This is a genomic window from Paraburkholderia sp. UCT70 (assembly GCF_050434085.1).
Classification (GTDB): Bacteria; Pseudomonadota; Gammaproteobacteria; order Burkholderiales; family Burkholderiaceae; genus Paraburkholderia; species Paraburkholderia tuberum.
Genome location: NZ_JBNPVZ010000004.1, coordinates 125,385 through 149,286, shown reverse-complemented (window position 1 = coordinate 149,286; position 23,902 = coordinate 125,385). Strand labels below are relative to the sequence as shown.

General features: G+C 65.4%; 22 protein-coding genes. 11 read left to right on the top strand and 11 right to left on the bottom strand.

What is annotated here, in order from left to right; all coding sequences use genetic code 11:
* Window positions 1–9 precede the first annotated feature (9 nt).
* The 4 genes from OKW41_RS26270 to OKW41_RS26255 form a co-directional block, all read right to left on the bottom strand.
* Complete coding sequence (locus tag OKW41_RS26270; protein ID WP_115102455.1) at window positions 10–648, bottom strand: phosphatidylserine decarboxylase; 639 nt, start codon at window positions 646–648, stop codon at window positions 10–12.
* A gap of 133 nt (window positions 649–781) precedes the next feature.
* Window positions 782–1,798, bottom strand: a complete 1,017-nt coding sequence (gene ilvC / locus OKW41_RS26265) for a ketol-acid reductoisomerase (protein ID WP_008920617.1) — start codon at window positions 1,796–1,798, stop codon at window positions 782–784.
* Window positions 1,799–1,903: 105 nt separating this feature from the next.
* On the bottom strand, window positions 1,904–2,395 hold the full coding sequence (gene ilvN / locus OKW41_RS26260) for an acetolactate synthase small subunit (protein WP_018420000.1): 492 nt from the start codon (window positions 2,393–2,395) through the stop codon (window positions 1,904–1,906).
* Between the two features lie 124 nt (window positions 2,396–2,519).
* Entirely contained in the window at window positions 2,520–4,283 is a 1,764-nt protein-coding gene (locus OKW41_RS26255; RefSeq protein ID WP_184028488.1) for an acetolactate synthase 3 catalytic subunit, read from the bottom strand.
* 356 nt (window positions 4,284–4,639) lie between these two features.
* On the opposite strand from OKW41_RS26255, the gene OKW41_RS26250 reads away from it, so the two are divergent.
* From OKW41_RS26250 to OKW41_RS26200, 11 genes are all read left to right on the top strand, one after another.
* Window positions 4,640–5,203, top strand: a complete 564-nt coding sequence (locus tag OKW41_RS26250; protein ID WP_090803748.1) for an RNA polymerase sigma factor — start codon at window positions 4,640–4,642, stop codon at window positions 5,201–5,203.
* Entirely contained in the window at window positions 5,200–5,631 is a 432-nt protein-coding gene (locus OKW41_RS26245) for a DUF3619 family protein (protein ID WP_429452103.1), read from the top strand. The genes OKW41_RS26250 and OKW41_RS26245 overlap by 4 nt, the downstream gene beginning before the upstream one ends.
* A gap of 16 nt (window positions 5,632–5,647) precedes the next feature.
* On the top strand, window positions 5,648–6,415 hold the full coding sequence (locus OKW41_RS26240; RefSeq protein WP_429452104.1) for a DUF3106 domain-containing protein: 768 nt from the start codon (window positions 5,648–5,650) through the stop codon (window positions 6,413–6,415).
* 20 nt (window positions 6,416–6,435) lie between these two features.
* Window positions 6,436–6,960 carry an RDD family protein gene (locus OKW41_RS26235; RefSeq protein ID WP_429452106.1) on the top strand — a complete coding sequence of 175 codons (525 nt, stop codon included), beginning with the start codon at window positions 6,436–6,438 and terminating at the stop codon, window positions 6,958–6,960.
* 771 nt (window positions 6,961–7,731) lie between these two features.
* Window positions 7,732–8,673: a UDP-2,3-diacylglucosamine diphosphatase gene (locus OKW41_RS26230; RefSeq protein WP_429452108.1), complete on the top strand. Its 942-nt coding sequence runs from the start codon at window positions 7,732–7,734 to the stop codon at window positions 8,671–8,673.
* A 48-nt stretch (window positions 8,674–8,721) separates the two neighbouring features.
* The gene (locus OKW41_RS26225) at window positions 8,722–9,753 is read left to right on the top strand and encodes a glycosyltransferase family 4 protein (RefSeq protein WP_184059774.1); all 1,032 of its coding nucleotides are present in this window, start codon (window positions 8,722–8,724) and stop codon (window positions 9,751–9,753) included.
* 20 nt (window positions 9,754–9,773) lie between these two features.
* Window positions 9,774–10,457: a diacylglycerol kinase gene (locus OKW41_RS26220; protein ID WP_184059352.1), complete on the top strand. Its 684-nt coding sequence runs from the start codon at window positions 9,774–9,776 to the stop codon at window positions 10,455–10,457.
* A 283-nt stretch (window positions 10,458–10,740) separates the two neighbouring features.
* Window positions 10,741–11,466 carry a TetR/AcrR family transcriptional regulator gene (locus OKW41_RS26215; protein ID WP_018419991.1) on the top strand — a complete coding sequence of 242 codons (726 nt, stop codon included), beginning with the start codon at window positions 10,741–10,743 and terminating at the stop codon, window positions 11,464–11,466.
* A 2-nt stretch (window positions 11,467–11,468) separates the two neighbouring features.
* Complete coding sequence (locus OKW41_RS26210; RefSeq protein ID WP_429452112.1) at window positions 11,469–12,056, top strand: TIGR00730 family Rossman fold protein; 588 nt, start codon at window positions 11,469–11,471, stop codon at window positions 12,054–12,056.
* 65 nt (window positions 12,057–12,121) lie between these two features.
* Window positions 12,122–12,868, top strand: a complete 747-nt coding sequence (locus OKW41_RS26205; protein WP_429574460.1) for an SDR family oxidoreductase — start codon at window positions 12,122–12,124, stop codon at window positions 12,866–12,868.
* Window positions 12,869–13,149: 281 nt separating this feature from the next.
* Window positions 13,150–15,201 carry an ArnT family glycosyltransferase gene (locus OKW41_RS26200; protein WP_429574459.1) on the top strand — a complete coding sequence of 684 codons (2,052 nt, stop codon included), beginning with the start codon at window positions 13,150–13,152 and terminating at the stop codon, window positions 15,199–15,201.
* Window positions 15,202–15,255: 54 nt separating this feature from the next.
* Here OKW41_RS26200 and OKW41_RS26195 read toward each other — a convergent pair whose 3' ends face one another.
* From OKW41_RS26195 to OKW41_RS26165, 7 genes are all read right to left on the bottom strand, one after another.
* Window positions 15,256–15,900 (bottom strand): DUF924 family protein, encoded by a 645-nt coding sequence (locus OKW41_RS26195; RefSeq protein ID WP_429452120.1) that lies wholly within the window; start codon window positions 15,898–15,900, stop codon window positions 15,256–15,258.
* Complete coding sequence (locus OKW41_RS26190; protein ID WP_429452122.1) at window positions 15,893–16,306, bottom strand: group II truncated hemoglobin; 414 nt, start codon at window positions 16,304–16,306, stop codon at window positions 15,893–15,895. The genes OKW41_RS26195 and OKW41_RS26190 overlap by 8 nt, the downstream gene beginning before the upstream one ends.
* 37 nt (window positions 16,307–16,343) lie before the next feature.
* On the bottom strand, window positions 16,344–18,833 hold the full coding sequence (locus tag OKW41_RS26185) for an ABC transporter permease (RefSeq protein ID WP_429576482.1): 2,490 nt from the start codon (window positions 18,831–18,833) through the stop codon (window positions 16,344–16,346).
* A gap of 101 nt (window positions 18,834–18,934) precedes the next feature.
* Window positions 18,935–19,546, bottom strand: coding sequence for a DUF4126 domain-containing protein (locus OKW41_RS26180; RefSeq protein WP_090805650.1), 612 nt, complete (start codon window positions 19,544–19,546; stop codon window positions 18,935–18,937).
* A 232-nt stretch (window positions 19,547–19,778) separates the two neighbouring features.
* The gene (sugE, locus tag OKW41_RS26175) at window positions 19,779–20,099 is read right to left on the bottom strand and encodes a quaternary ammonium compound efflux SMR transporter SugE (RefSeq protein WP_184072024.1); all 321 of its coding nucleotides are present in this window, start codon (window positions 20,097–20,099) and stop codon (window positions 19,779–19,781) included.
* 102 nt (window positions 20,100–20,201) lie between these two features.
* Window positions 20,202–20,900 (bottom strand): two-component system response regulator KdpE, encoded by a 699-nt coding sequence (kdpE, locus tag OKW41_RS26170; protein ID WP_429574458.1) that lies wholly within the window; start codon window positions 20,898–20,900, stop codon window positions 20,202–20,204.
* On the bottom strand, window positions 20,893–23,787 hold the full coding sequence (locus OKW41_RS26165; RefSeq protein WP_429574457.1) for a DUF4118 domain-containing protein: 2,895 nt from the start codon (window positions 23,785–23,787) through the stop codon (window positions 20,893–20,895). The genes kdpE and OKW41_RS26165 overlap by 8 nt, the downstream gene beginning before the upstream one ends.
* Window positions 23,788–23,902: the final 115 nt, after the last annotated feature.

Here is a 23,902-nt window from a genome sequence, read left to right as displayed (position 1 = left end):
TATGCCGCTTTACAGCTCGGCAAGGATCGTGGACGACGCCGACACCTTCTCGCCGATCGACACGCGCGGACGGCTGCCCACCGGCAAATACACGTCGACGCGAGAACCGAAGCGGATGAATCCGTAACGCTGGCCGCGGGTCAGCGGCTCGCCTGCACGGACGTAGCAAAGAATCCGCCGCGCGATCAGCCCGGCAATCTGCACCGACGTGACCGTCTGGCCGCCGGCCATTTCGATCACGACCGCGTTGCGCTCGTTTTCGAGCGAGGCTTTATCGACCGCCGCGTTCAGATAGGCGCCAGGAAAGTATTCGACTTTCGAGATCGCACCGTCGACGGGCGAGCGCTGCGAGTGCACGTTGAATACGTTCATGAACACGCTGATCTTCAGCGCTTCGCGATTCGCATAAGGATCATGCGCGGTTTCTACCGCGACGATACGACCGTCGGCAGGACACAGCACCGCGTTGGCCTGCGTCGGAATCGGACGCGCCGGGTCGCGGAAGAACTGCACGACGAAGATCAGGATCAGCCAGAACAGCCACGCAAAGCCGAACCCCGCGAAGGCGTGAACCAGTAATGCAACGACGGCCGCGATGGCGATGAACGGCCAACCTTCTCGCGCGATGATCGGATGAGGGTAATTCATGGATGGCTTCTGTATTTTTGTAAAACCGTAGGATAGCAAAAGCCGCCCAGGGTTCAGCACCCTTGGACGGCTTTTTGACTGGTCCGGGCCGCCGCGCCGAAGCGCCGCGCCGGAACTCGTTACGTCAAGACGCTTAGTTCTTCGACTGGTCGACTAGCTTGTTCTTCGCGATCCACGGCATCATCGCGCGCAGCTTCGAGCCAACCTGTTCGATCTGGTGCTCGGCCGTCAGACGGCGACGCGATTGCAGCGTCGGTGCGCCCGCCTTGTTCTCGATGATGAAGCTCTTCGCGTATTCGCCGGTCTGGATGTCGGTCAGCACGGCCTTCATCGCCTTCTTCGTTTCAGCGGTCACGATGCGCGGCCCCGTCACGTACTCGCCGTACTCGGCGTTGTTCGAGATCGAGTAGTTCATGTTCGCGATGCCGCCTTCGTAGATCAGGTCGACGATCAGCTTCAGTTCGTGCAGGCACTCGAAGTACGCCATTTCTGGCGCGTAACCCGCTTCGACCAGCGTTTCGAAGCCGGCCTTGATCAGGTCGACGGTACCGCCGCACAGCACAGCCTGCTCGCCGAACAGGTCGGTTTCGGTTTCTTCGCGGAAGTTCGTTTCGATGATGCCGGCCCGGCCGCCGCCGTTAGCCGCTGCGTACGACAGCGCGATGTCGCGCGCCGCGCCCGACTTGTCCTGCGCAACCGCGATCAGGTGCGGCACGCCGCCACCTTGGGAGTAGGTGCCGCGAACCGTGTGGCCCGGCGCCTTCGGCGCGATCATGATGACGTCGAGGTCGGCACGCGGGATCACCTGGCCGTAGTGAACGTTGAAGCCGTGCGCGAACGCGAGCGCTGCGCCCTGCTTGATGTTCGCGTGGACTTCCTTCGCGTACACGTCGGCGATCTGCTCGTCCGGCAGCAGCATCATGACGACGTCCGCGCCCTTCACCGCTTCCGCGACTTCCTTCACTTGCAGGCCGGCGTTTTCAGCCTTGCTCCACGATGCGCCGCCCTTGCGCAGACCGACCGTGATGTTCACGCCGCTTTCCTTCAGGTTCAGCGCGTGCGCATGACCTTGCGAGCCATAGCCGATGATGGTGACCTGCTTGCCCTTGATGAGGGAGAGATCGGCGTCCTTGTCGTAGAAAACTTTCATGTCGGTTCCTTGGCTAGATTCGATGATTCAGAGAAATTCAGGTACTGCGAATGTTGTTATTGCCAGCCGGGCGATACCGCGTTGCCCGGCCTTGCGATCGCGACGTCAGACCTTCAGAATGCGCTCGCCGCGACCGATGCCCGAGCTGCCCGTGCGGACCGTCTCGAGAATCGCCGTGGAATCGAGCCCCTCGATGAAGGCGTCGAGCTTGTCGCTCGCCCCCGTCAATTCGATCGTGTAGGTCTTTTCGGTGACGTCGATGATGCGGCCGCGGAAAATGTCCGCCATCCGCTTCATCTCCTCACGTTCCTTGCCGACCGCCCTCACCTTGATCAGCATCAGCTCGCGTTCGATGTGGGCGCCCTCGGTAAGGTCGACCACTTTCACCACCTCGATCAGGCGGTTCAGATGCTTCGTGATCTGTTCGATCACGTCGTCCGAGCCAACGGAGACGATGGTCATGCGCGACAGCGAACGGTCTTCGGTCGGAGCCACCGTCAAGGTTTCAATGTTGTAGCCGCGTGCGGAGAACAGACCCACCACGCGCGACAGCGCGCCTGGTTCGTTTTCCAGCAAGACGGAAATGATGTGTCTCATGTTTCGCTTCTTCCAGATGATGTGTCGATGCCTGCGAGCGGAGCGGCGCCGCTTCGTCTGCCCTCGCCTTTTTTGAAGGCGCGCATCACGAAGCCGGCGCTGGAGTTATCCAGACGCTCCGTCGTTAAAGATCTTCCGAACCCATGAGCATCTCGGTGATGCCCTTGCCGGCCTGAACCATCGGCCAGACGTTTTCGGTCGGATCGGTCTGGAAGTCGAGAAACACCGTACGATCCTTCAGGCGCAGCGCTTCCTTCAGCGCCGGTTCCACATCGGCCGTGCGCTCGATGCGCATGCCCACGTGTCCGTACGCTTCGGCGAGCTTCACGAAGTCCGGCAGCGCATCCATGTACGAATGCGAATAGCGTTTGCTGTATTCGATCTGCTGCCACTGGCGCACCATGCCCAGATAGCGGTTATTCAGCGAAATAATCTTGATCGGCAGGTCGTACTGCTTGCAGGTCGACAGCTCCTGGATGCACATCTGGATCGAGCCTTCGCCCGTGATGCACAGCACGTCGTCGTCCGGATGGGCCATCTTCACCCCCATCGCGGCCGGTAAGCCGAAGCCCATCGTGCCGAGGCCACCGGAATTGATCCAGCGACGCGGCTTGTTGAACTTGTAGAACTGCGCGGCCCACATCTGGTGCTGGCCCACGTCGGAGCACACGAACGCGTTGCCGTCGGTCAGCTCCCACGCCTTTTCGACCACGTACTGCGGCTTGATGATGTCGCTCTTGCGGTCGAACTTCAGGCAATCTTTCGCGCGCCAGCCTTCGATGTCCTTCCACCAGTCGGCGAGCGCCGCGGCGTCGGGGCCATGCTCGGCCGTCTGCAACTGCTCGATCAGTTCCTTCAGCACTTCCTTCACGTCGCCGACGATCGGAATGTCGACCTTGACGCGCTTGGAAATGGAAGAGGGATCGATGTCGATATGGATGATCTTGCGCGGCCGCGACGCGAAGTGGCTCGGATCGCCGATCACGCGGTCGTCGAAGCGCGCGCCGATCGCGATCAGCACGTCGCAGTGCTGCATCGCCATATTGGCTTCGTACGTGCCGTGCATGCCGAGCATGCCGAGGAATTTCTTGTCGCTCGAGCGGTAGCCGCCCAGACCCATTAGCGTATTGGTGACCGGATAGCCGAGAAGATCGGCGAACTGGTTCAATTCACGCGACGCATCCGCGAGCACGATGCCGCCGCCGGTGTAGATATACGGACGCTTCGCCGACAGCAGCAGCGACACCGCCTTGCGGATCTGACCGGAGTGGCCCTTCGTGACCGGGTTGTATGAGCGCAGCGAAACGCTCTTGATCGGCTCGTATTGGCACGGCGTCTTCGACACGTCCTTCGGAATGTCGATCAGCACTGGGCCGGGACGGCCGGTACGGGCGATGTAGAAAGCTTTCTTGACGGTGGCGGCGAGATCGCGCACGTCCTTCACGAGGAAGTTGTGCTTTACGCAGGGACGCGTGATGCCGACCGTGTCGCATTCCTGGAATGCATCCTGACCGATCGCGGCAGTCGGCACCTGGCCGCTGATCACAACCAACGGGATCGAATCCATATAGGCGGTCGCGATGCCGGTCACCGCGTTGGTGACGCCGGGGCCGGAGGTCACGAGACACACGCCGACCTTGCCGGTGGAGCGCGCGTAGGCGTCCGCGGCATGCACGGCGGCCTGCTCGTGGCGCACGAGCACATGCTGGAACTTGTCCTGCTTGTACAGCTCGTCGTAAATGTAGAGTACCGAGCCGCCGGGATAGCCCCAGATGAACTCGACGTCTTCGTCGGCCAGTGCCTTCATGAGCACGGTGGCGCCGATAGAGTCTGCTTCGTGATGGGGGGTCGTATCCGACGTGGAGAATTCCGCGCTGGGCATATTCATTGATTCACCTTTCGAATTTTCGGCAAAAAATTGATCGGGTGCTCTCTGCCGGGCTTGTGGCTCGGGTTCAAGCGGCGCGTCCAGTTGACAGGCGGGCTTCTTGGGCCACACCTCAATTGAGACAACTCACTTATGTTGCGAACCAGCGACGATAGCTTCAGACGCGCTCGTGGTCAAGAAAATATTGCCGTTGGCTCGCGCGTAGGAGCGCGCGACCGGACGGAATGTCGACTGTCATGCAAATGCAAGCTTGAGCAGGTTTCACCCCTTTCGGAGCAAAAGTTTGTTAGCATCCGCGAGTTTTACGACATTTTTCGACCGATTACGCGCACGCTTGCTGCGCCGACCCCAACCGGATGGCATCAGACAAGGAACTCGCCGATTTTCTGGCGGGCGTCGAAAGGCGCGCATTCAAGCAGACGGTCTACGCCGTGCGGGACGACGATGCGTCCCTCGACATCGTGCAAGACGCGATGATCAAGCTCGCCGAGAAATACGGCGACCGTCCGGCGGCCGAGCTACCGCTGCTGTTTCAGCGTATTCTGCAGAATGCGACGCACGACTATTTCCGCCGTGCCAAAGTACGCAACACCTGGGTTAGTCTATTCTCGTCGCTCGGCAACGCCGACGACGACGAGTTCGATCCGCTGGAAACCTTCGAGGCCGAGGCGGGTTCGGCTGGCGCCGAGAGCAACGAACAGAAGCTCGAACGAGAGCAGGTCCTGCAGTCGATCGACAACGAGATCCAGAAATTACCGGCACGTCAACGGGAGGCGTTTCTCATGCGTTATTGGGAGGATATGGATGTCGCCGAGACTGCCGCCGCAATGGGCTGCTCCGAAGGCAGCGTGAAAACGCACTGCTCCCGGGCCACTCACACGCTGGCGCAAGCGCTCAAGGCGAAAGGAATCACGCTATGAGCTCCCTTGAAAACACAGAACTCGAGTTTGCGCGTCAACTGCGCCGCGCGCTCGACGAAAACACCGCCAGCCTCCCTCCGGCCACCGTCGGCCGGCTCGCTGCCGCGCGTCGTGCCGCGTTGGCGCGCAAAAAGCCCGAAGCCGTCAGCGCGCCGGGGTTCGTGCCTGCGTTCGCCGGCATACCGGCCGGGATAGCGGGGCTACCACAGGGAGGCTTCGAGCCGCGCCGCCGCTGGCCGCTGCGCCGCTTCGCGCTAGCGTGGCCGCTGGCCGCGCTGGTCGTGAGCCTGATCGGCATCGCGTACTGGGAAGATCACCAGCGCACCGCCGAACTTGCCGATATCGATGCCGCCATGCTAAGCGACGACCTGCCGCTCAATGCCTATCTCGACCACGGCTTCAACGCGTATCTTTCACGCGCCCACTGAGCGGGAGATTCCTCGGGTGAGTTACAAGCGCGGCCTGGCCGTTGTTTTCGGATGCGCGATCGCGGCCCTGGTGTCGTTTGTCGCGACCTATCCGCGCTTTCATCCGAGCCCATCGTCGGCGGGCAATCCGTCGCCCGGCGTCAACGTCGCCGCGCCCGCGCCCGCCCCGGCACTTTCCGTCGAATTGCCCGGCCTGCCGGGCAGCAATAGCCCCCTCGCGTGGTCACGCCTGAGCGCCGCCGACCACGCCGCGCTGGCCCCATTCGCATCGCAATGGGATTCGTTTAGCGACGAACGCAAGCGAAAGTGGATCAAGATTGCGTCGCGATACGCAAAGATGTCGCCGGATGCGCAAAAGCGTCTGCATGAGCGCATGAGTGAATGGGTGCGCATGACGCCCGATCAGCGCCGCATCGCGCGCGAAAACTACCAGGTTTCGAAGGAGTTGCCGCGCGAAGCGCGCCAGAACGCGTGGAAAGCGTACCAACAACTGCCCGAAGAAACGAAGGAGCGACTCGCCGCGAGCGAACACAAGCGTCGCCCCAGCGTCGTCAGCGCGCCGCCATCGGCTCGCAACGAGATCAAGGGCATCGACCGGTTCGTGAATGCGCGCGAGCACGGCGCCAGTGCTGCCGCGGCGGCGAGCGCCGCGCCGGCTGCCTCCGCGCCGGCCACGGCCTCGCTGCCGGCAACGCCTGCGATTCCGGCGGCGGGCAGCTTCGTACCGGCGACGCCGGTGCCCGTGTCGCCTGCCGAAGCGCCGGCAATCTTCCACGGCTCCTGATTCCGACCCGAACCCATTACGTGTCCCAGCCGCTCGCCACCCCCACCCTGGCTGCCGCCGCACCCGGCGGCACGGCGCCCACCGTCCGGCGACGGCTCGCGGCACTGCTCTACGAAGCGGTCATTCTGTTCGGCGTCGTGTTTCTCGCCGGCTATCTATTCAGCACGCTGACGCAGCAGCGTAACGGGCTCGCGCATCACAACCTGCTCGCCGGCTGGATCGGCCTCGTGGTTGGCGTGTACTTCGTCTGGTTCTGGACGCACGGCGGCCAGACGCTGCCGATGAAAACCTGGCGATTTCGGGTTGTTGGCGCTGATGGCGCGCCGGTTTCGGTTGGGCGGGCGATTGCGCGGTATGTGTTCGCCTGGTTGTGGTTTTTGCCGCCGCTGGCGTTGCATCCACTTCTTGGGTTGCGGGTGCCGCAGACGCTTGTTATTGCGGGCGTCTGGTTCGCGGTGTGGGCCGCGAGTGGGCGTTTTGATCCGCAGCGGCAGTTTTTGCATGATCGGCTCGCGGGGACGCGGGTGGTAGCGGTTGGGCGCTAGCGCGCGTGGGCGATGGGCCGAATGCGTTGCTCTCCTTGGGCGGGGTGAGGCCGGGGCTTTTTTCGTTGTTCTGGCTTTGTTGGCCTTTCCTTGTTGGCTTATCGGTCTATTAGCGTTGCCCCTGTGCGGGGCGGCACCTACTTTCTTTGCTGCTGCAAAGAAAGTAGGCAAAGAAGACAGCTAAAACCGCAAACTCTTAAGCGGGTCCTCGGTCTGCATGAGGTAGTGGTGCATCTGGAATCCGTGCTCCCGCACATTCGGCGCCAGTGACAAGGCCGTCATTCTTCCGGCAGCGCTACGCGCGCCGAAACCCCTTTTCAAAAAACCACCGGTTGTTGCGGCGCATCGCCGAGGCGCAGCCGAGGGTCCCCGCTGCGCGGGCAAAACCATTGGTTTCCCAGGCAGACCCGTCCGCGACGCACGTAGTGCGGAGTGGGAGGGATGACGGCTTTGTCACGAACGCGGAATGTGCGGAAGCCCGGATTCCAGATGCACCACTACCCCTTCCAAGCCAGGGGACCCGCTTAAGAGTTGGCGGTTTTAGCTGTCTTCTTTGCCTACTTTCTTTGCAGCAGCAAAGAAAGTAGGTGCCGCCCCGCACAGGGGCAACGCTAATAGACCGATAAGCCAACAAGGAAAGGCCAACCAGGCCAGAACAACGAAAAAACAGGCCCCGCCAAGGCCCCTCCGTAATAAGAACTTCTCATGACTGTCACGCCGAAGTCACGCGCACCCGGCCCAATACGGGCACCGCCACTCGACGCGTGAGCCATGGACCCCAATACGTCCGCGACTTCCCTGTTTCGTCAAACCGGACCAAGCGTCGACCCCGTCGCGTTCCGGCCCGCTCCGGGTTCTACTCATCACGGCCTGCCGCAGCCCGCGACGCCATCACTCGATGCCCGCGCCGATCATCCCGATGACGGCCACGACGATCCGCATCGCTATCGCACGATCTGGCTCTCGGATATCCATCTCGGCTCGAGCGGCTGCCAGGCGGGATATCTGCTCGACTTCCTGCGCCACAACGAATCGGAGTACCTGTACCTCGTCGGCGACATCATCGACGGCTGGCAGTTGAAGAAAGGCTGGTACTGGCCGCAGGCGCACAACGACGTCGTGCAGAAAGTGCTGCGCAAAGCGCGCAAAGGCACTCAGGTCATCTACGTGCCCGGAAATCACGACGAAGCCGCGCGCCAGTTCTGCGACCTCGCGTTCGGCGACATCCACGTACGCGGCGAAGCGTTCCACACGACGCTCGCCGGCAAGCGGCTGTGGATCGTGCACGGCGATCTGTTCGACGGCGTGATCCAGCACGCGAAATGGCTCGCCTATCTCGGCGACACGCTGTACACGATGATCCTCGTGCTGAACCGCTGGTTCAACCGCATTCGCAGCAAGCTCGGATTTCCGTACTGGTCGCTGTCGCAATACCTGAAGCATCAGGTCAAGAACGCGGTCAACTTCATCTCGTCGTTCGAACGCGTAATGACCGACGAAGCGCGTCGCCGCGGCTGCGACGGCGTTGTCTGCGGCCACATCCACAAGGCAGAGATGCGCGAGATCGATGGCGTGCTCTATTGCAACGATGGCGATTGGGTCGAGAGTCTGTCGGCGCTCGTCGAGACTTATGAAGGCGAGCTCAAGGTGATCTTCTGGACTGCGCTGCGCGCGCCCCAGGCGGGCACGCAAAAAGCCCGCGCCACTGCCTGAGCACTTCCACTCTCCACTTCCACAGGGCCCGCAGCGATGAACAACGCGATGAAGATCATGATCGTCACCGACGCATGGGAGCCGCAGGTCAACGGTGTCGTACGCACGCTGAAGAACACCCGGCGCGAACTCACCGCGCTCGGCCATCAGGTCGATCTGCTGACGCCGCTCGAATTCCGCACCATCCCGTGCCCGACTTACCCGGAGATACGGCTGTCGTTGCTGCCGCGCCGCCGGCTGCGCGAGCGCATCGACCGTTTCGCGCCCGACGCGTTGCACATCGCGACCGAAGGTCCGCTGGGCATGGCCGCGCGCGCGTATGCGCTCGAACACAAGCTGCCGTTCACGACCGCGTATCACACGCGCTTTCCCGAGTACGTGCAGGCGCGCTTTCGCATCCCGCTCGCGGCGACCTACAGGTTTCTCCACTGGTTCCACAAGCCGTCGCTCGCGGTAATGGCGCCGACCCCCGTCGTCAAGCAGGACCTCGAGAAGTTCGGCTTCACGAACGTCGTGCTGTGGACGCGCGGCGTCGATCTCGAAATCTTCCGTCCGATGGACTCGAAGGTGCTCAACACCGCGCGGCCGATCTTCCTGTACGTGGGACGCGTGGCGGTCGAGAAGAACGTCGAGGCATTCTTGCAGCTCGACCTGCCCGGCTCGAAGTGGGTCGCGGGCGAAGGTCCGGCGCTCGCCGAACTGAAGTCGCGCTATCCGCAGGTCAACTATCTGGGCGTGCTGTCGCAGGCCGAACTCGCGAAGGTCTACGCCGCCGCCGACGTCTTCGTGTTTCCGAGCCGCACCGACACGTTCGGACTCGTGCTGCTCGAAGCGCTCGCATGCGGCACGCCGGTGGCCGCATATCCGGTCACCGGCCCGATCGACGTGCTCGGCGACGGCGGCGCCGGTGCAATGCACGAAGATCTGCGCGAAGCGTGTCTGGAGGCACTGAAGATCGATCGGTCGCATGCGCGCGCATGGGCCGAGCGCTTCTCGTGGGCAGCGGCGTCCGCACAATTCGCCGCGCATCTGAAGCCCCTGCGCGACACGGCGTATCGTGAGGAAAGCGCCGCTGCGTGATGCGGCGCGCGGAGCCATCCATGCGAAGCAGTCGATCCAGCGCCGAAGGCGCGTCGAACGGCGCACTGCGCGCCGTCGAGTCCACCCGCGACACCACCAGCATCGAACCGTTCGACGACGTACGCGAGCCGGGTATGACCGGGCATGCGGATACCGTGCATCGGGTGAACGGCGCGAGAACCACGACCGGCGGCGCCAGCGTCGCGGGTGGCGTGCAACCTGACGCCACCCAAGACACGACTCGCGACTCAAGCCACGACGCCCCCAACGAACCGCTCAGCCCCGACGACCCGCTCGCCCCGCTGCCCTTCAACCCCTACAAAGGCAACCGCGGCCTCACGCGCGCATGGCACGCGATGAAAAACTCGCTGGCCGGTTTTCGCGTTGCGATTCGCGAGGAAAGCGCGTTTCGTCAGGAACTCACGTTGGCCGCGATCCTGATTCCGTGCGGCCTCGTGGTGCCCGTCGATCCCGTGTCGCGCGTGTTGCTGCTCGGCTCGGTGCTGCTCGTGCTGATCGTCGAGCTGCTCAACTCGAGCGTCGAAGCGGCAATCGACCGGATCTCGCTCGAACGTCACGAGTTGTCGCGCCGCGCGAAGGATCTTGGCAGTGCGGCCGTGATGGTCGCGCTCGGCATGTGTGTGATGACGTGGGGAGTCATCGTCGGGCCGCTGGTCGTCGGCTGGGTTCGCGCGTGGCTTTGAGGTTCGATGCGGGTTGAAGCGCACGCTTCGCCACGCCCCACAGGATGAAAATCCGCGCAGGCGGTTGGGTATTAGAACGCTCGGTTTATAATCGTTTAACGGTCTCACAGGAAAGCGCTCGCGCAAACGGATCCGCGCCTCGCCTCATCCTGCCCTTTCGGGGGGGGGCCCGCCGCGTGTCGGCGGGTTCGGGAGAGCTCAATATACCAACCGCATCCGGGTGGAACACGCAGCAGCGGCACGCCGCCACGCGCCCAGCCCGGCATAACCAGGGCCGGACGACATGGAAGCCAAACCTCCCCGCCGCACGCGCGAACGGATTCTCGAACTGTCGTTGAAGCTGTTCAACGAAATCGGCGAGCCGAACGTCACGACGACGACGATCGCCGAGGAAATGGAAATCAGCCCAGGCAACCTGTACTACCACTTCCGCAACAAAGACGACATCATCAACAGCATCTTCAGCCAGTTCGAGCAGGAGATCGAGAAGCGTCTGCGTTTCCCCGACGACCATCGCGCGACCATCGACGAGATGTGGTCGTATCTGCAGTACATGGTCGATTTCACGTGGCGCTACCGCTTCCTGTACCGCGACCTGAACGACCTGCTCGCGCGCAACCGCACGCTCGAGACGCACTTCAAGCAGATCATCAGCCATAAGGTGCGCTTCGCGAGCCAGTTCTGCGAACAGCTCGTCGCCGACGGCGAAATGGTCGCGACGCCGCAGGAAATGCAGGTGATCGCGACCAACGTCGGCGTGATCGGCACGTACTGGCTGTCATATCAGTTCGTGATGAATCCGCGCAAATACAACGAGCAGGAAGCGATCCGCGAAGAGCTGCATCAGGTCAGCGTGCAGATCGTCTCGCTGATGGCGCCCTACCTGCGCGGCCGTTCGCGGCAGCTGTTCGACGACCTCGTATCGGGCACGCTGCCCAAGCGCGAGTTCTACGACTACCTGCCGCCGCGTGAAGGCGCCGCGCCTCGCAACGAATCGAAGGACAGTTGAGCATGAAGTCGGTGTGTGTCTATTGCGGCTCCTCGATGGGAGCCAAGCCGTTGTATGCGCAGGCGGCGCGCGCGTTCGGCCGTGCGCTGGTCGAGGCCGATCTCGCGCTCGTCTATGGCGGCGGCAAGGTGGGGCTGATGGGCGTGATCGCCGATACCGTGATGGCCGAAGGCGGCCGCGCGATCGGCGTGATTCCCGAGCTGCTCGTCAGCAAGGAAGTGGGGCATAACGGCCTGACCGAACTGCACGTGGTGCCCGACATGCATCATCGCAAGAAGATGATGGCCGAGCTGTCCGATGCGTTCGTCGCGATGCCCGGCGGCGCGGGCACGCTCGAGGAGCTGTTCGAGGTCTTCACGTGGGCGCAGCTCGGCTACCACGGCAAACCGGTTGCACTCCTGAACACCGACGGCTTCTACGCACCGCTGATCGACCTGCTTCAGCACACGGTCGACGAAGGCTTCTTGCGCAAAACCTATCTCGACATGCTGCAGATCGACGCCGATCCGCTCGCGTTGATCGGCAAGCTGCAACGCTACGCGCCGCCCGCGCGCGACAAATGGGCGGCGGTCCGAAGCGACGCGATCTGAATCCCGGGTCCGCCGAACCCGAGCGAAGCGCGCCGCGCACGCACCACCCCAACGACGAGGTTGCGATGACGAAAGCTGTTCTGATCACCGGCGGCAGCCGCGGCATTGGCCGTGCCACCGCGCGTCTGCTTGGCGCGCGCGGCTGGTGCGTCGGCGTGAACTACGTGCGTGACCTCGCCGCCGCGCAGCAGACGGTCGCAGAGGTCGAACACGCGGGCGGCCGCGCGGTGCCGATCGCCGGCGATGTCGCGAACGAAACCGACGTGACCGGCATGTTCGATACGCTGCAGCAATCCTTCGGCCGCATCGATGCGCTCGTCAACAACGCCGGCATCGTCGCGCCGTCGAGCCAGCTCGCCGATATGGACTTCGCGCGTCTGAAACGCGTGTTCGACGTCAACGTGCTCGGCGCCTATCTGTGCGCACGGGAAGCGGCACGGCGCATGTCGACCCAGCGCGGTGGCGCGGGCGGCGCGATCGTCAATGTTTCGTCGGCGGCGGCGCGGCTCGGTTCGCCGAACGAATACGTCGACTATGCGGGGTCGAAAGGCGCAATCGACACGATGACGCTCGGCCTCGCGAAAGAACTAGGCCCGCAGGGCGTGCGCGTGAACGCGGTGCGTCCGGGCCTGATCGACACCGAGATCCATGCGAGCGGCGGCAAGCCCGAGCGCGCCGCGCAACTGGGCGCGACCACGCCGCTCGGCCGCCCCGGCCGCGCCGACGAAGTCGCCGAGGCCATCGTGTGGCTGCTCAGCGACGCGTCGTCGTACGTGGCGGGCGCGCTGTTCGACGTCGCCGGAGGCCGCTGAGCGAATGCCGCACGCAACGGGGCGCAAGCCTTAAATACTCGGCGCGGTCCACTACGGCCGCGCCTTTCCCGCCCGCTCCCCCTTTCCTATTTCTCCACGAACCCGCGTCGATTTCTCATGAAACCGGCACAGCCACGCATCGAATGCGCGCGCGTTCGTTCGTGTGTAATCTTCAGTAATAATGCGGCGCTACAATCGGCCAGATCGTATGCATCCGCAGGCGACGTAAGCAAAACATGGTACGAGGCCAACGCCGCCGCGTACGCTGACCAGAGACTTCCATGCAAGACAAGCAGTCCACGCGCTGGCGCGCGCACAGTGCCAACGCGACGGCCCCGACCTCGACCGCTCCAGCAGGTGGCGCGCACGAGGCCGCGCTTTCCGCCAGCACCGCGCACCCGTTTGCCGGCGCGCAGACCCAGCCGGCGGCCGGGGACCCCGCGGCTTCGGCCGCGGCGGTATACGGCGCCGACACCGCCCATCCATCGGGCTCCGCCGTTTCAGCCGACCGCGCAACGCGCGGCCTGCAGCGTTGGCGCGCGCTCGCGGCGATCCGCCCGCTGCTGTGGCTCGTCGCGCTGGCGATCCTGTGCGCGTGGCTCGCCCCCGGCATTCTCGGCCACGAACCGTGGAAGCAGGACGAAACCTACACATTCGGCATCGTCCAGCACATGCTCGATACCGGCGACCTCGTCGTGCCGACCAATGCCGGCCAGCCCTTCGTCGAAAAGCCGCCGATCTACGATTGGGTCGCCACGGGCCTCGCGTGGATGTTCGGCCGCTATCTGCCGCTGCACGATGCGGCACGGCTCGCGAGTGCGCTGTTCGCGGGCCTGACGGTGTATTACACCGCACGGGTCGCGCGTCGCGCGGTCGCTGCGTCGAGCTGGTTCGACCTGCGCGTGATCGGCACGCTCGCGCTGTTCGGCGGCACGCTCGTCGTCGTCAAGCACGTGCACGACATGATGACCGACGTCGCGCTGATGGCCGGCGCCGCGCTCGGCTTTTGCGGACTGTTCGAACTCGTACTCGTGCATCTGCGTGACGACCCGCGCGCCGCGTCGTATTTGCCGATGCACGCGCAAGCCGCCCGGCAGACCAAACCGCTCGATGCCCGCGAGCGGCGTCACGCGATCATCAGCGGCGCGACGATGTTCGGCGCGGGCGTCGGCGTGTCGCTGCTCGCCAAGGGGCTGTTCGTACCGCTCGTGTTCGGCGCCACCACCTGCGCGGCGCTGCTGCTCTATCCCGCATGCCGCAGCCGCGGCTTCGCCGGCGGGCTCGGCCTCGCCGCGCTCGTCTGCGCGCCGTTCGCGCTGATCTGGCCGATCTGCTTCTACCTGCGCTCAGAGGCACTCTTCAAGGTGTGGCTGTGGGATAACAACGTCGGGCGTTTCTTCGGTTTTTCGGTCGCCGAGCTCGGCTCCGAAAACGAGAGCCACCTGTTCGTACTGCGCACCGTGCTGAGCGTCGGCTTTCCGGTCGTCCCGCTCGCGCTGGCCGCGCTCGCCGGTGGCGCATGGCGGCGCTGGCGTGATCCGCGCGTCGCGTTGCCGGTGCTGTTCGCGGGTATCGGTTTCGCGGTGCTGCAAAGCTCGGCGACGGTTCGCGAGCTATACATCCTGCCGTTCATCGCGCCGCTCGCGCTGGTCGCGATGCAGGGCGTCGAACGTTTGCCGGCGCGCCTGCATACCGGCTGGGATATGGCTAGCCGAGTGCTGTTCGGCAGCGCGGCCGCGCTCGCGTGGATCGTCTGGTCGATCATGACGACCCCCGCGAGCACGCATGCGTCGCTGCATCTGCTCGGCCGCTGGCTGCCGCTCGACTGGGTGCTGCCGATTTCGCCCGCGCTGATCGTCGGCGCGCTTCTGCTGACGATCGGCTGGCTGTGGCTGCTGCCGTCGTTCAAGTACGCGGGCAAATGGCGCGGCGCGCTCAGCTGGTGCGCGGGCGCGATGCTCGTCTGGGGGCTCGTCAGCACGCTGTTGCTGCCGTGGCTCGACTACGCGAAAAGCTACCGCTCGGTGTTCCGGGACCTCCGCGCGAAGATGGATATCCAATGGAACGACGGCGACTGCATGGCAAGCTCCGGACTCGGCGAATCCGAAGCGCCGATGCTCTTCTACTACACGGGCATCGTGCATCAGCCGAGCGAAGATCCGCGCACGACCGCCTGCACCTGGCTCATCGTGGAAAGCCGCCGCGACAACGCGCGGCCGCCGGCCGGCGAATGGCGGCTGTTCTGGTCCGGTGCGCGACCGGGCGATTCGGATGAGCTGTTGCGCGTCTTCGTGCGCACGCCGATGGCGGGCAAGCTGCACGGCGACGAGTAGAGCCGCGCAACGCGTCGCGCCGGCCGAGTGCCTCGCGCGCGCGTCCGCGTCAATTCAGAACGACGAACCGGGCTCGCGCAGGAACGCGATCTCCTCGTCGCTCGATTCACGCCCGAGCAACCCGTTGCGATGTGGAAAGCGGCCAAATCGTTCAATCGCTTTCGCGTGGCGCAGCGCGTACTGATAGTAGCCGTCACCGCCCGGCTCCGCCGCAAGCTGTTTGAACAGACGCAGCGACTCCTGCTGGCTCGCGAGCGTTTCATCGTGCTCGAACGGCAGATACGCGAACGCGCGATGCTGCACGTCCGGCAACAGCCGATCGGCGCCGCTCGCGATGATCCGTTGCGCGGTTTGCAGCGCCTTGCCGTCGGTCGCGAAGGCGCGCGGCGTATTGCGATGGCAGTTGCGGGAAAACTGGTCCAGAACGATGACGAGCGCCAACGCACCCAACGGCGTGCTCTGCCATGCGTCGAGCTCACCCGCGTTCGCCGCATCGATCAGGTTACCGAAACGTACGCGCAGCATCGTATCGACGGCGTCATCGCGCTTGAACCAGAGCTTGCGCTCCGTGCCGTGCTCCGGCGTGCCCGGCGCGCCGAACCAGCAGTCGAGAACCTCGCGCGCCTGCGGCGCGAGCGCCGCATAGTCGGCTTCGACCGAGTACGGTGCCGAGGTGGCGTGCGGCGGCGTGTCAGCCATTGCGGTTGCGCATCCAGTCGGCGGTTTCGAAGAACGAGCCGAGCAGGCGCTCGCGCAGCGGTTCCGGCAAGCCGACATCCTCCATCGCCCATGCCATGCACCTCAACCACTGGTCACGCTCGCTCGACGCGATCGCGAACGGCAGATGCCGCGCGCGCAGACGGGGATGGCCAAAGCGGTCGATGTAATGATCGGGACCGCCGAGCCAGCCGCACAAAAACCAGAATAGCTTGTCGCGCGAACCCTCGAGCGACGCCGGATGCAGCGCGCGAATCCCGGCGAAATCCGCCTCGAGATCCATCAGGTCGTAAAACCGGTCGACCAGGTCGCGCACGCGCGTCTCGCCGCCCACCAGTTCGAAGGCCGTCGGCTTGTCCGAGGACACTTCGTCGTTCAAATCGCTCATACCCTGCTCAACAGCAAAAAGACATCACCAGGAAAACTCACGCATCGCGCAGCGACTGCAGCGCTGGCCGCGCCAACACATGCCGCAAACTCAGCCACCCGCCGACACCGGCACACGCGATGCCGGCCGCAACGCCCACCGGCAGCAGCCACGGATCGAAGGCCAGATAAAACTCGAACACGTGCGTGGCCAGCATCGAGCCGACGATCTGCGCGCCGAGCGCCGCCATCAGGCCGGCAAGCGCGCCGACCGCGACGAATTCGGCCACCTGCACCGCCCGCACCTGACGATGCGATGCGCCCAGCGCACGCAGCAGCGCGGATTCTCGCATACGCTCGTCGCGCGTTCCGGCGAGCGCCGCGTACAGCACCAGCACGCCGGCCGCGAGCGTGAAGGCGAACAGGAATTGCACCGCGCCGATCACCTGCTGCAACACGCGCTGCACCTGCGCGAGGATCGGGCCGGTATCGATCGCGGTCAGATTGGGATAGGCGGCGATCAGGCCATCGATCGTCGACTGTTTGTCCACCGGCAGATGGAAGCTCGTGATGAAAGTCGCCGGAAAATCCTGCAACGAAACCGGCGGCATCAGCACGAAGAAGTTGACCTTGAAAGAACCCCAGTCGAGCTTGCGCACGCTCGTCACCGGCGCCTCGACAGTCAGCCCCGTCACGTCGAAGCGCAGCACGTCGCCGGGCTTCACGTTGATCAGCTTCGCGAGACCCTGCTCGATCGAGATCTGCGGCTTAGTCGTCTCGCCGAACCAGGTTCCCGCGGCGATCCGGTTGTCGTCGGGCAGTTGCGTCGTGTAGGACAGGTTGAACTCGCGGTCGACCAGTCGCCGCGCATCCTCGCCCTTGAACGAATCCGGATCGACCGCCTTACCGTTGATCGCGACGAGCCGCCCGCGCACCATTGGCGACAGCGCCGCGCCGGCGATGCCGTGCGCGTCCAGATACTGCGTGACCGCGTCGCGCTGATCGGGCTGGATGTCGATGATGAACTCGTTGGGCGCATCGGGCGGGGTCGATTTGCGCCAGCCCTGCACGAGGTCGTTGCGCGTCATCGCGATCAGCAGCAGGCACATCAGGCCGATGCCGAGCGCGGTGATCTGCAGCGCGCTGGTACTGCTGCGCCGCTCGAGCGACGCCAGCGCATAGCGCCAGCCGATGCCCGCATTGACGCGCTCGCTGCGCACCACGCGCGCCGCGCCCCACAACGCGAGCCGCGCGATGCCGGCGAACACCAGCAGCCCGCCCGCGAATCCACCCGCGACGATGCCCCCGAGCTTCAATTCCCCCGCGGCGAGTATCAGCAGCCCCGCGAACAGCACGATGCCGAACGCGTAGGCGGCCCACGCAGTGCGTCCCTCCTCGCCCCATTCACGCCGCAGCACGCGCACCGGCGGCACGCGCGTGAGCGGCAACAGCGGCGGCAGCGCGAAGCCGAGCAGCAGCACGAGGCCGGCCGCGATGCCTTCGAGCGCGGGCCACAGCGTCGGCTGCGGCAGCACCACGTCGATCAGGCCGCCGAGCCACGTCAGCAGCGCGAGATGCCCGAGATAACCGAGCGCCACGCCGAGCACGCCGCCGAATACGCCCAGCCCGACGAATTCGAGCGTGAACAGCGCACGCAGCGCGGCCTGGCTCACGCCGAGACAGCGCATCGCCGCGCAGCCGTCGAGATGCCGGCGCATATAGCGGTGCGCGGCCATCGCGATCGCGACGGCCGCGAGCAGCGCGGTCAACAGCGACACGAGCGTCAGGAAATGGCCCGCGCGATCGAGCGTCTGACGGACCTGCGGCTGGCCGTCCTGCAGCGACTCGAGCGCGACGCCGCGCAGCTTGCCGCCGTCGACGCGCTCATGCGCAAACTGCGCGAAGCGCGCGACCGCGTCGTCTGAACCGGCGACCAGCAGCCGGTACGTGACGCGGCTGCCATAGGTGATCAGGCCCGTCGACGGTACGTCAGCGGCATTCAGCATCAGGCGCGGCGAAAAGTTGACGAACGAAAAGCCGCGATCGAGCTCGCGCGTGATCAGCGCGCCGACCGTGAAGTTGCGATTGCCGACCTTCACCGCATCGCCGATCTTCAGCTTCAGCGCGTCGAGCAGCTGCTGGTCGACCCACACGGTGCCCGGCGCCGGAATCGACGTCGCCGGATGATCGGCCGCACCCGGCGCCGCCGCGATGCGCAGCGCCCCGCGCAACGGATAGCCGGGCGACACCGCCTTGACGGCGGCGAGCCGCGACGCCGGCTGCGCGCCGGTCGAATTGATCATGCTGGGAAAGATCGCCGTGGTGGCGGTGCGCAGGCCCAGGGCGTGCGCCTCGGCGGCGAATTGCGGATCGACCGGATGATCGGCGCGCACGATGAAGTCGGCGGCGATCATGCGCCGCGCATCGCGCTCGAGCCCCTGATGCAGCCGATCGCCCAGAAACCCGACGCTCGACAACGCCGCGACCGCCAGCACGAGCGCGAGCAGCAACATCGTCAGTTCGCCCGCGCGCCAGTCGCGCGCCGTCATCCGCATGGCCTGGCGCAACAGATCGATGCCGCCAAGCCGCCGCGCTGGTCTCGTGTCGGCGCGCGTTCTTGAACCCGCCTTGGATCCTGGTAGTGCTTCGCTCAATCGTGCCTGCTCCTCGCAAATCGCGACACCATGTGCGTGGCCATGCCGCGAAAACCGCCCTGCACGCCACGCCACAATCGCGGCAATGCCCACGCCGCGAGCAGCAGGAAGCCTACCATCAAGACCAGAAACACGAGCGGCACGAACAGCGCAAGCAGTACGCCGCCGACCACGAGGCCGTCCTCGGCGGTCGACGTGACGACGTTCGACACCGGCTCCGGCGACAGGTTGATCAGCGCGCGCGTACCCGCCTTCGCGAGATGCGCGGTGCCGGCGAGCGTGCCGCCCGCGAGCGCGGCAACGCTCAGCAGCGTCGGATCGGCGTGGCCGAGCGCGCCGGCGGCCAGCACGGCGCCGGCCGGAATGCGGATGAAGGTGTGGATCGCATCCCACAGCGAATCGAACGCGGGGATCTTGTCGGCGAGGAATTCGGCCAGCGTCAGCACGGCCGCCGCGCCGATCACCCATGGCGATGACAGTGCGGATAACGTGTTCGGCAAGTGAATCAGGCCAAGACGTTCGAAAACGCCGGCCAGGAGGACCGTCAGATAGAGGCGCAGACCGCTGCCCCATGAAAGGCCCGCTGCAAGTGAAAGTGATTCAAGCATGGCCGCCTCCACGCGCTCAGTGCGTGCCAGGCGCCGCGGCGGGAACGAGCGGGCGTTCCGCGCCGAAGCCGTCAGGCTCGCCAGGCCGGCCGCGCCAGCCAGGCCGCGGGCAATCTCAAGGTCGTTTCTGTCTCATTATAGCTACGATAATTCGCAGAACGTAGAGCGGCGAAGCCTTCGCTGTGGCTTGCAGGCAATGGCGGCCGCGCCCCGAGCGGACGTGGCCGCCCGGTCAGTGCCCCGACGACAGCTTCAGGCCGACGAGGCCGATCACGATCAGCGACGCACTGGCGACGCGCGCGACCGTCAACGCCTCGCCCATCATCACGACGCCGAAGATGAACGCGCCGACCGCGCCGATCCCTGTCCAAACAGCATAGGCTGTGCCGAGCGGCAACTGGCGCATCGCGAGCGCGAGCAGCACGAAGCTGCCGAGCGCGGTCACGACCGTGAAGATGGACGGCCACAAGCGGGTGAAACCTTCGGAAGTTTTGAGACCGGCCGCCCACGCGACTTCGAGCAGACCGGCAATCAGGAGAAGAAACCAGGACATCGACACAGCTCCATGAAAAATGGGGCCGTCCCCGATGATCGATGCAGGCGCAAGGCCGTCCTTACGTCGGGAGATTATAACGAAGCGGCATCGCGGACGAATTCACACCGCACCCACCAGCCGGTACCCGACGCCCGTCTCCGTGACGATATGCTCCGGTTGCGCCGGATCGCGCTCGAGCTTGCCGCGCAGATGCGCCATGTAGATGCGCAGATAGTGGTGACTCTCGACGTGCGACGGCCCCCACACGTCGCGCAGCAACTGTCGGTGCGTGAGCACGCGGCCCGCATGGCGCACGAGCGTCGCGAGCAGCCGGTATTCGATCGGCGTCAGATGGACCGCGGCGCCGTCGCGCGTAACCTGGCGCAGCGCGAGGTCGACGGTGACCGCACCGAAGCGCACCTGCGGCGATTCGTTCGCGCCGCCGTGATTGCGCCGCCGCAGATGCGCGCGGATCCGCGCAAACAACTCGGACACGCCGAACGGCTTGGTCAGGTAATCGTCGGCGCCGGCGTCGAGCGCGGCGACCTTTTCGCTTTCCTGGGTGCGCGCCGACAGCACGATCACCGGCAGCTCGCTCCAGCCGCGCAGCTCGCGGATCACGTCGAGGCCGTCGGTGTCGGGCAGGCCCAGATCGACGATCACGAGATCGGGCTTGCGCGTCGCTGCTTCGACGAGCCCCTGCTTGCCGGTCTCGGCGTCGTACACGGCGATGCCCTCGTCTTCGAGCGCCGTGCGCACGAAGCGGCGAATCTGCTTCTCGTCTTCGATCAGAACGACGGTGATGCTCAGGTCACTCATGGGTGGGTCGGGTGAGCGGGTTGAGGTCGGCGGCGGTGTCGGTGTCGGTGGCTGCGCCTTCGTCTTCGAGCGTATCAAACGTCTCGGGTGCGTCGGGCGGCGTCTTGACCGGCAGCGTGAACCAGAAGCGCGCGCCCTCGACGCGGCCATCCGCCGCCATCCGGTTGAGCGCGCCGATTGTACCGCCGTGCGCCTCGACGATCGCGCGGCAGATCGCGAGCCCAAGGCCGATGCCTGGTTTCGCCGACTCCTTCTCGCCGCGCGTGAACTTCTCGAACACGCGCGCTTCCATGCCGGCGGGCAGGCCGGGGCCGTTGTCGTCGATCGTGATGCGCACGAACGGCGTGCCGTCCGCGTCGATCTGCTGCGCGCCGATCGCGAGCGGCGTGCCGGACGCCGTGTATTTGGCCGCGTTCTCGAACAGGTTCGAGAACAAGCGCTCCATCAACACCGCGTCGAGATGCAGCAGCGGCAGATCGGCGGGCAGCGTAACCTGCACCGGATGATCCGCGAGCACACGCTTGCATGCTCGCAGCGCGGCGCCGACGGTCTCCTCGAGCAGCGTCCATTGCTGGTTCAGTTGCAGGCTGCCGGCCTGCAAGCGCGCCATGTCGAGCAGATTCGTGACGATGCCGGTCATGCGCAGCGCTTCTTCGTGGATTGCGTCGACGAGTTCGTCGTCACGCCGCGCGGCGGATTGCGCGTCGGTCCGCAAAGAAGCATCCGCCTCGCCTTCTGTCCGCCCCTGTCCCGCCTGCCGCCCCTGCGCGAGCATCGACGAAAACCCGACGATCGTCGTCAGCGGCGTGCGCAGATCGTGCGAAATCGCCGACAGCAGCGAATTGCGCAGCCGCTCCGACTCCATGTTGACGAGCGCATCGCGCGCGATATCGACGTAGTGCACCCGTTCGAGCGCGAGCGCGATCTGCGCGGCGAACGCATCGAGCATGCGGCGCTGTTCGGGCACGGTCAGCTCGCGCTCGTCACGCACGACCACCGCGAGCACGCCGCGCGTGCGCATCGGCGCCTTCAGCGGCAGATACAGCGCCGCGGCGGCCGGCAGCGTATCGGTGCCGTGGCCGGCCGGCTTCTGCTGATCGTAGACCCACTGGCCGACGTCCAGATCGAGCGCGTCGCCTTCGAGCGTGATCGCCGCGTCGGGGTCCTCGATCTTCTGTTTGACCTGGTCGGCGCTGTCGGGCAGCAGGATCGCGACACGCGCGCCGAACACCTCGCTCACGTGCCGGGTGCCGATGCCGACGATCTGCTCGGTCGCGAGCGCCGCGGCGAGCTCGCGCGCCATCTCGTACATCGCTCCGGTGCGCTGCTCGCGGCGTCGCGCGACGCTCGCCTCGTGGCGCAGGCTCGAAGTCAGATGGCTGATCACGAGCGAGGTCAGCAGCATGCCGAAGAACGTCAGCAGGTATTGCGTGTCGGAGACCGACAGCGACATGCGCGGCGGCACGAAGAAGAAATCGAACGCGGCGACGCTCGCGAACGACAGCACGACACCCGGCCCGCGCCCGAGCTTCACCGCGGTGAAGATCACGCCGAGCAGATACAGCATCACGAGGTTGGTCAGATCGATGCGGTCGATCAACTGGCTCGACAGCAACGTGATCGCCGCGCCGATCGCGAGCGCGAACGCGTACGCGCGCGGCGGCGAGCGACGCTCGCGGGCCGCGCTCAACGCCTCGCGCCACGCGTTCGCGGTCGTGTTCAACAGCCGCCGCTGCTCGCCGCCGTCGCGCTCCGACGACACGCGAATCAGCGTGAGATCGAGATCGCCGCTCTTCTCGGCGATGCGCTCGCCCAGCGGCCGGCGCAGCCAGCGGCTCGCGGCCGTGCGCGACGATGCGCCCGCCACCAGCTTCGATACGTTGCGCGCCTGCGCGTAACCGATCAGCGCGTCGAGCGCATCGGTGGCGGCGAGCGTCGCAGTTTCGGCGCCGAGTTCGGCGGCGAGCTTCAGCGCGTTCAGCGTGCGTTCGCGTCGGGCGTCGGGCAGGCGCTGCAACGCGGGCGTTTCGACATAGACCGCGAGCCAGTCGGCCCTCAGGCTCGCGGCGAGGCGCGCCGCCGAGCGCACCAGCGCCGGCGCCTCCGGACCGGGACCGACGCACACCAGCAGCCGCTCGCGCGCCTGCCAGATACGCTGGATCGAACGATCGGCGCGGTACTCGCGCATCTGCGCGTCGACCCGATCGGCGGTGCGGCGCAGCGCGAGCTCGCGCAGCGCGATCAGGTTGCCCTTGCGAAAGAAGTTGCGCACCGCGCGCTCGGCCTGCTGCGCCATGTAGACCTTGCCGTCGCGCATGCGGTCGAGCAGTTCCTCGGCCGACAGATCGACGAGCGTGACTTCGTCGGCATGGTCGAACACGCGATCGGGGACCGTCTCCCACACGCGGATGCCGGTGATCTGGCCGACCACGTCGTTCAGACTCTCGAGGTGCTGCACGTTGACGGTCGTATAAACGTCGATGCCCGCATCGAGCAGTTCGTAGACGTCCTGCCAGCGCTTCAGATGGCGCGCGCCGTGCACGTTCGAATGCGCGAGTTCGTCGACGAGGATCAGTTGCGGCTTGCGCGCGAGCGCGGCGTCGAGATCGAACTCGCCGAGCTTGCGGCCGCGATACTCGATATGCACGAGCGGCAGCACGTCGAGCCCCTCGAGCAACGCGGCGGTTTCGCTGCGCCCGTGCGTTTCGGCGATGCCGACCAGCACGTCGACACCCTCTTCCTGGCGGCGGCGCGCGGCCTGCAGCATCGCATAGGTCTTGCCGACGCCGGCCGACGCGCCGAAGAAAATCTTCAGCCGGCCGCGCTGGCGTTTTTCTTCGTCGCGCTGCAACTTGTCGAGCAGTTCGTCAGGATCGGGGCGGTTCATGCTCAGTGGTTGTCATAGTCGTGCGAGCGGCGGTGTCTGCATGGTCGCACGGCCCGCGCCGACCCGCAAATGGCGGCGCGGCGCCACGCGGACGCCGCTGTTTCAGCGATGAACC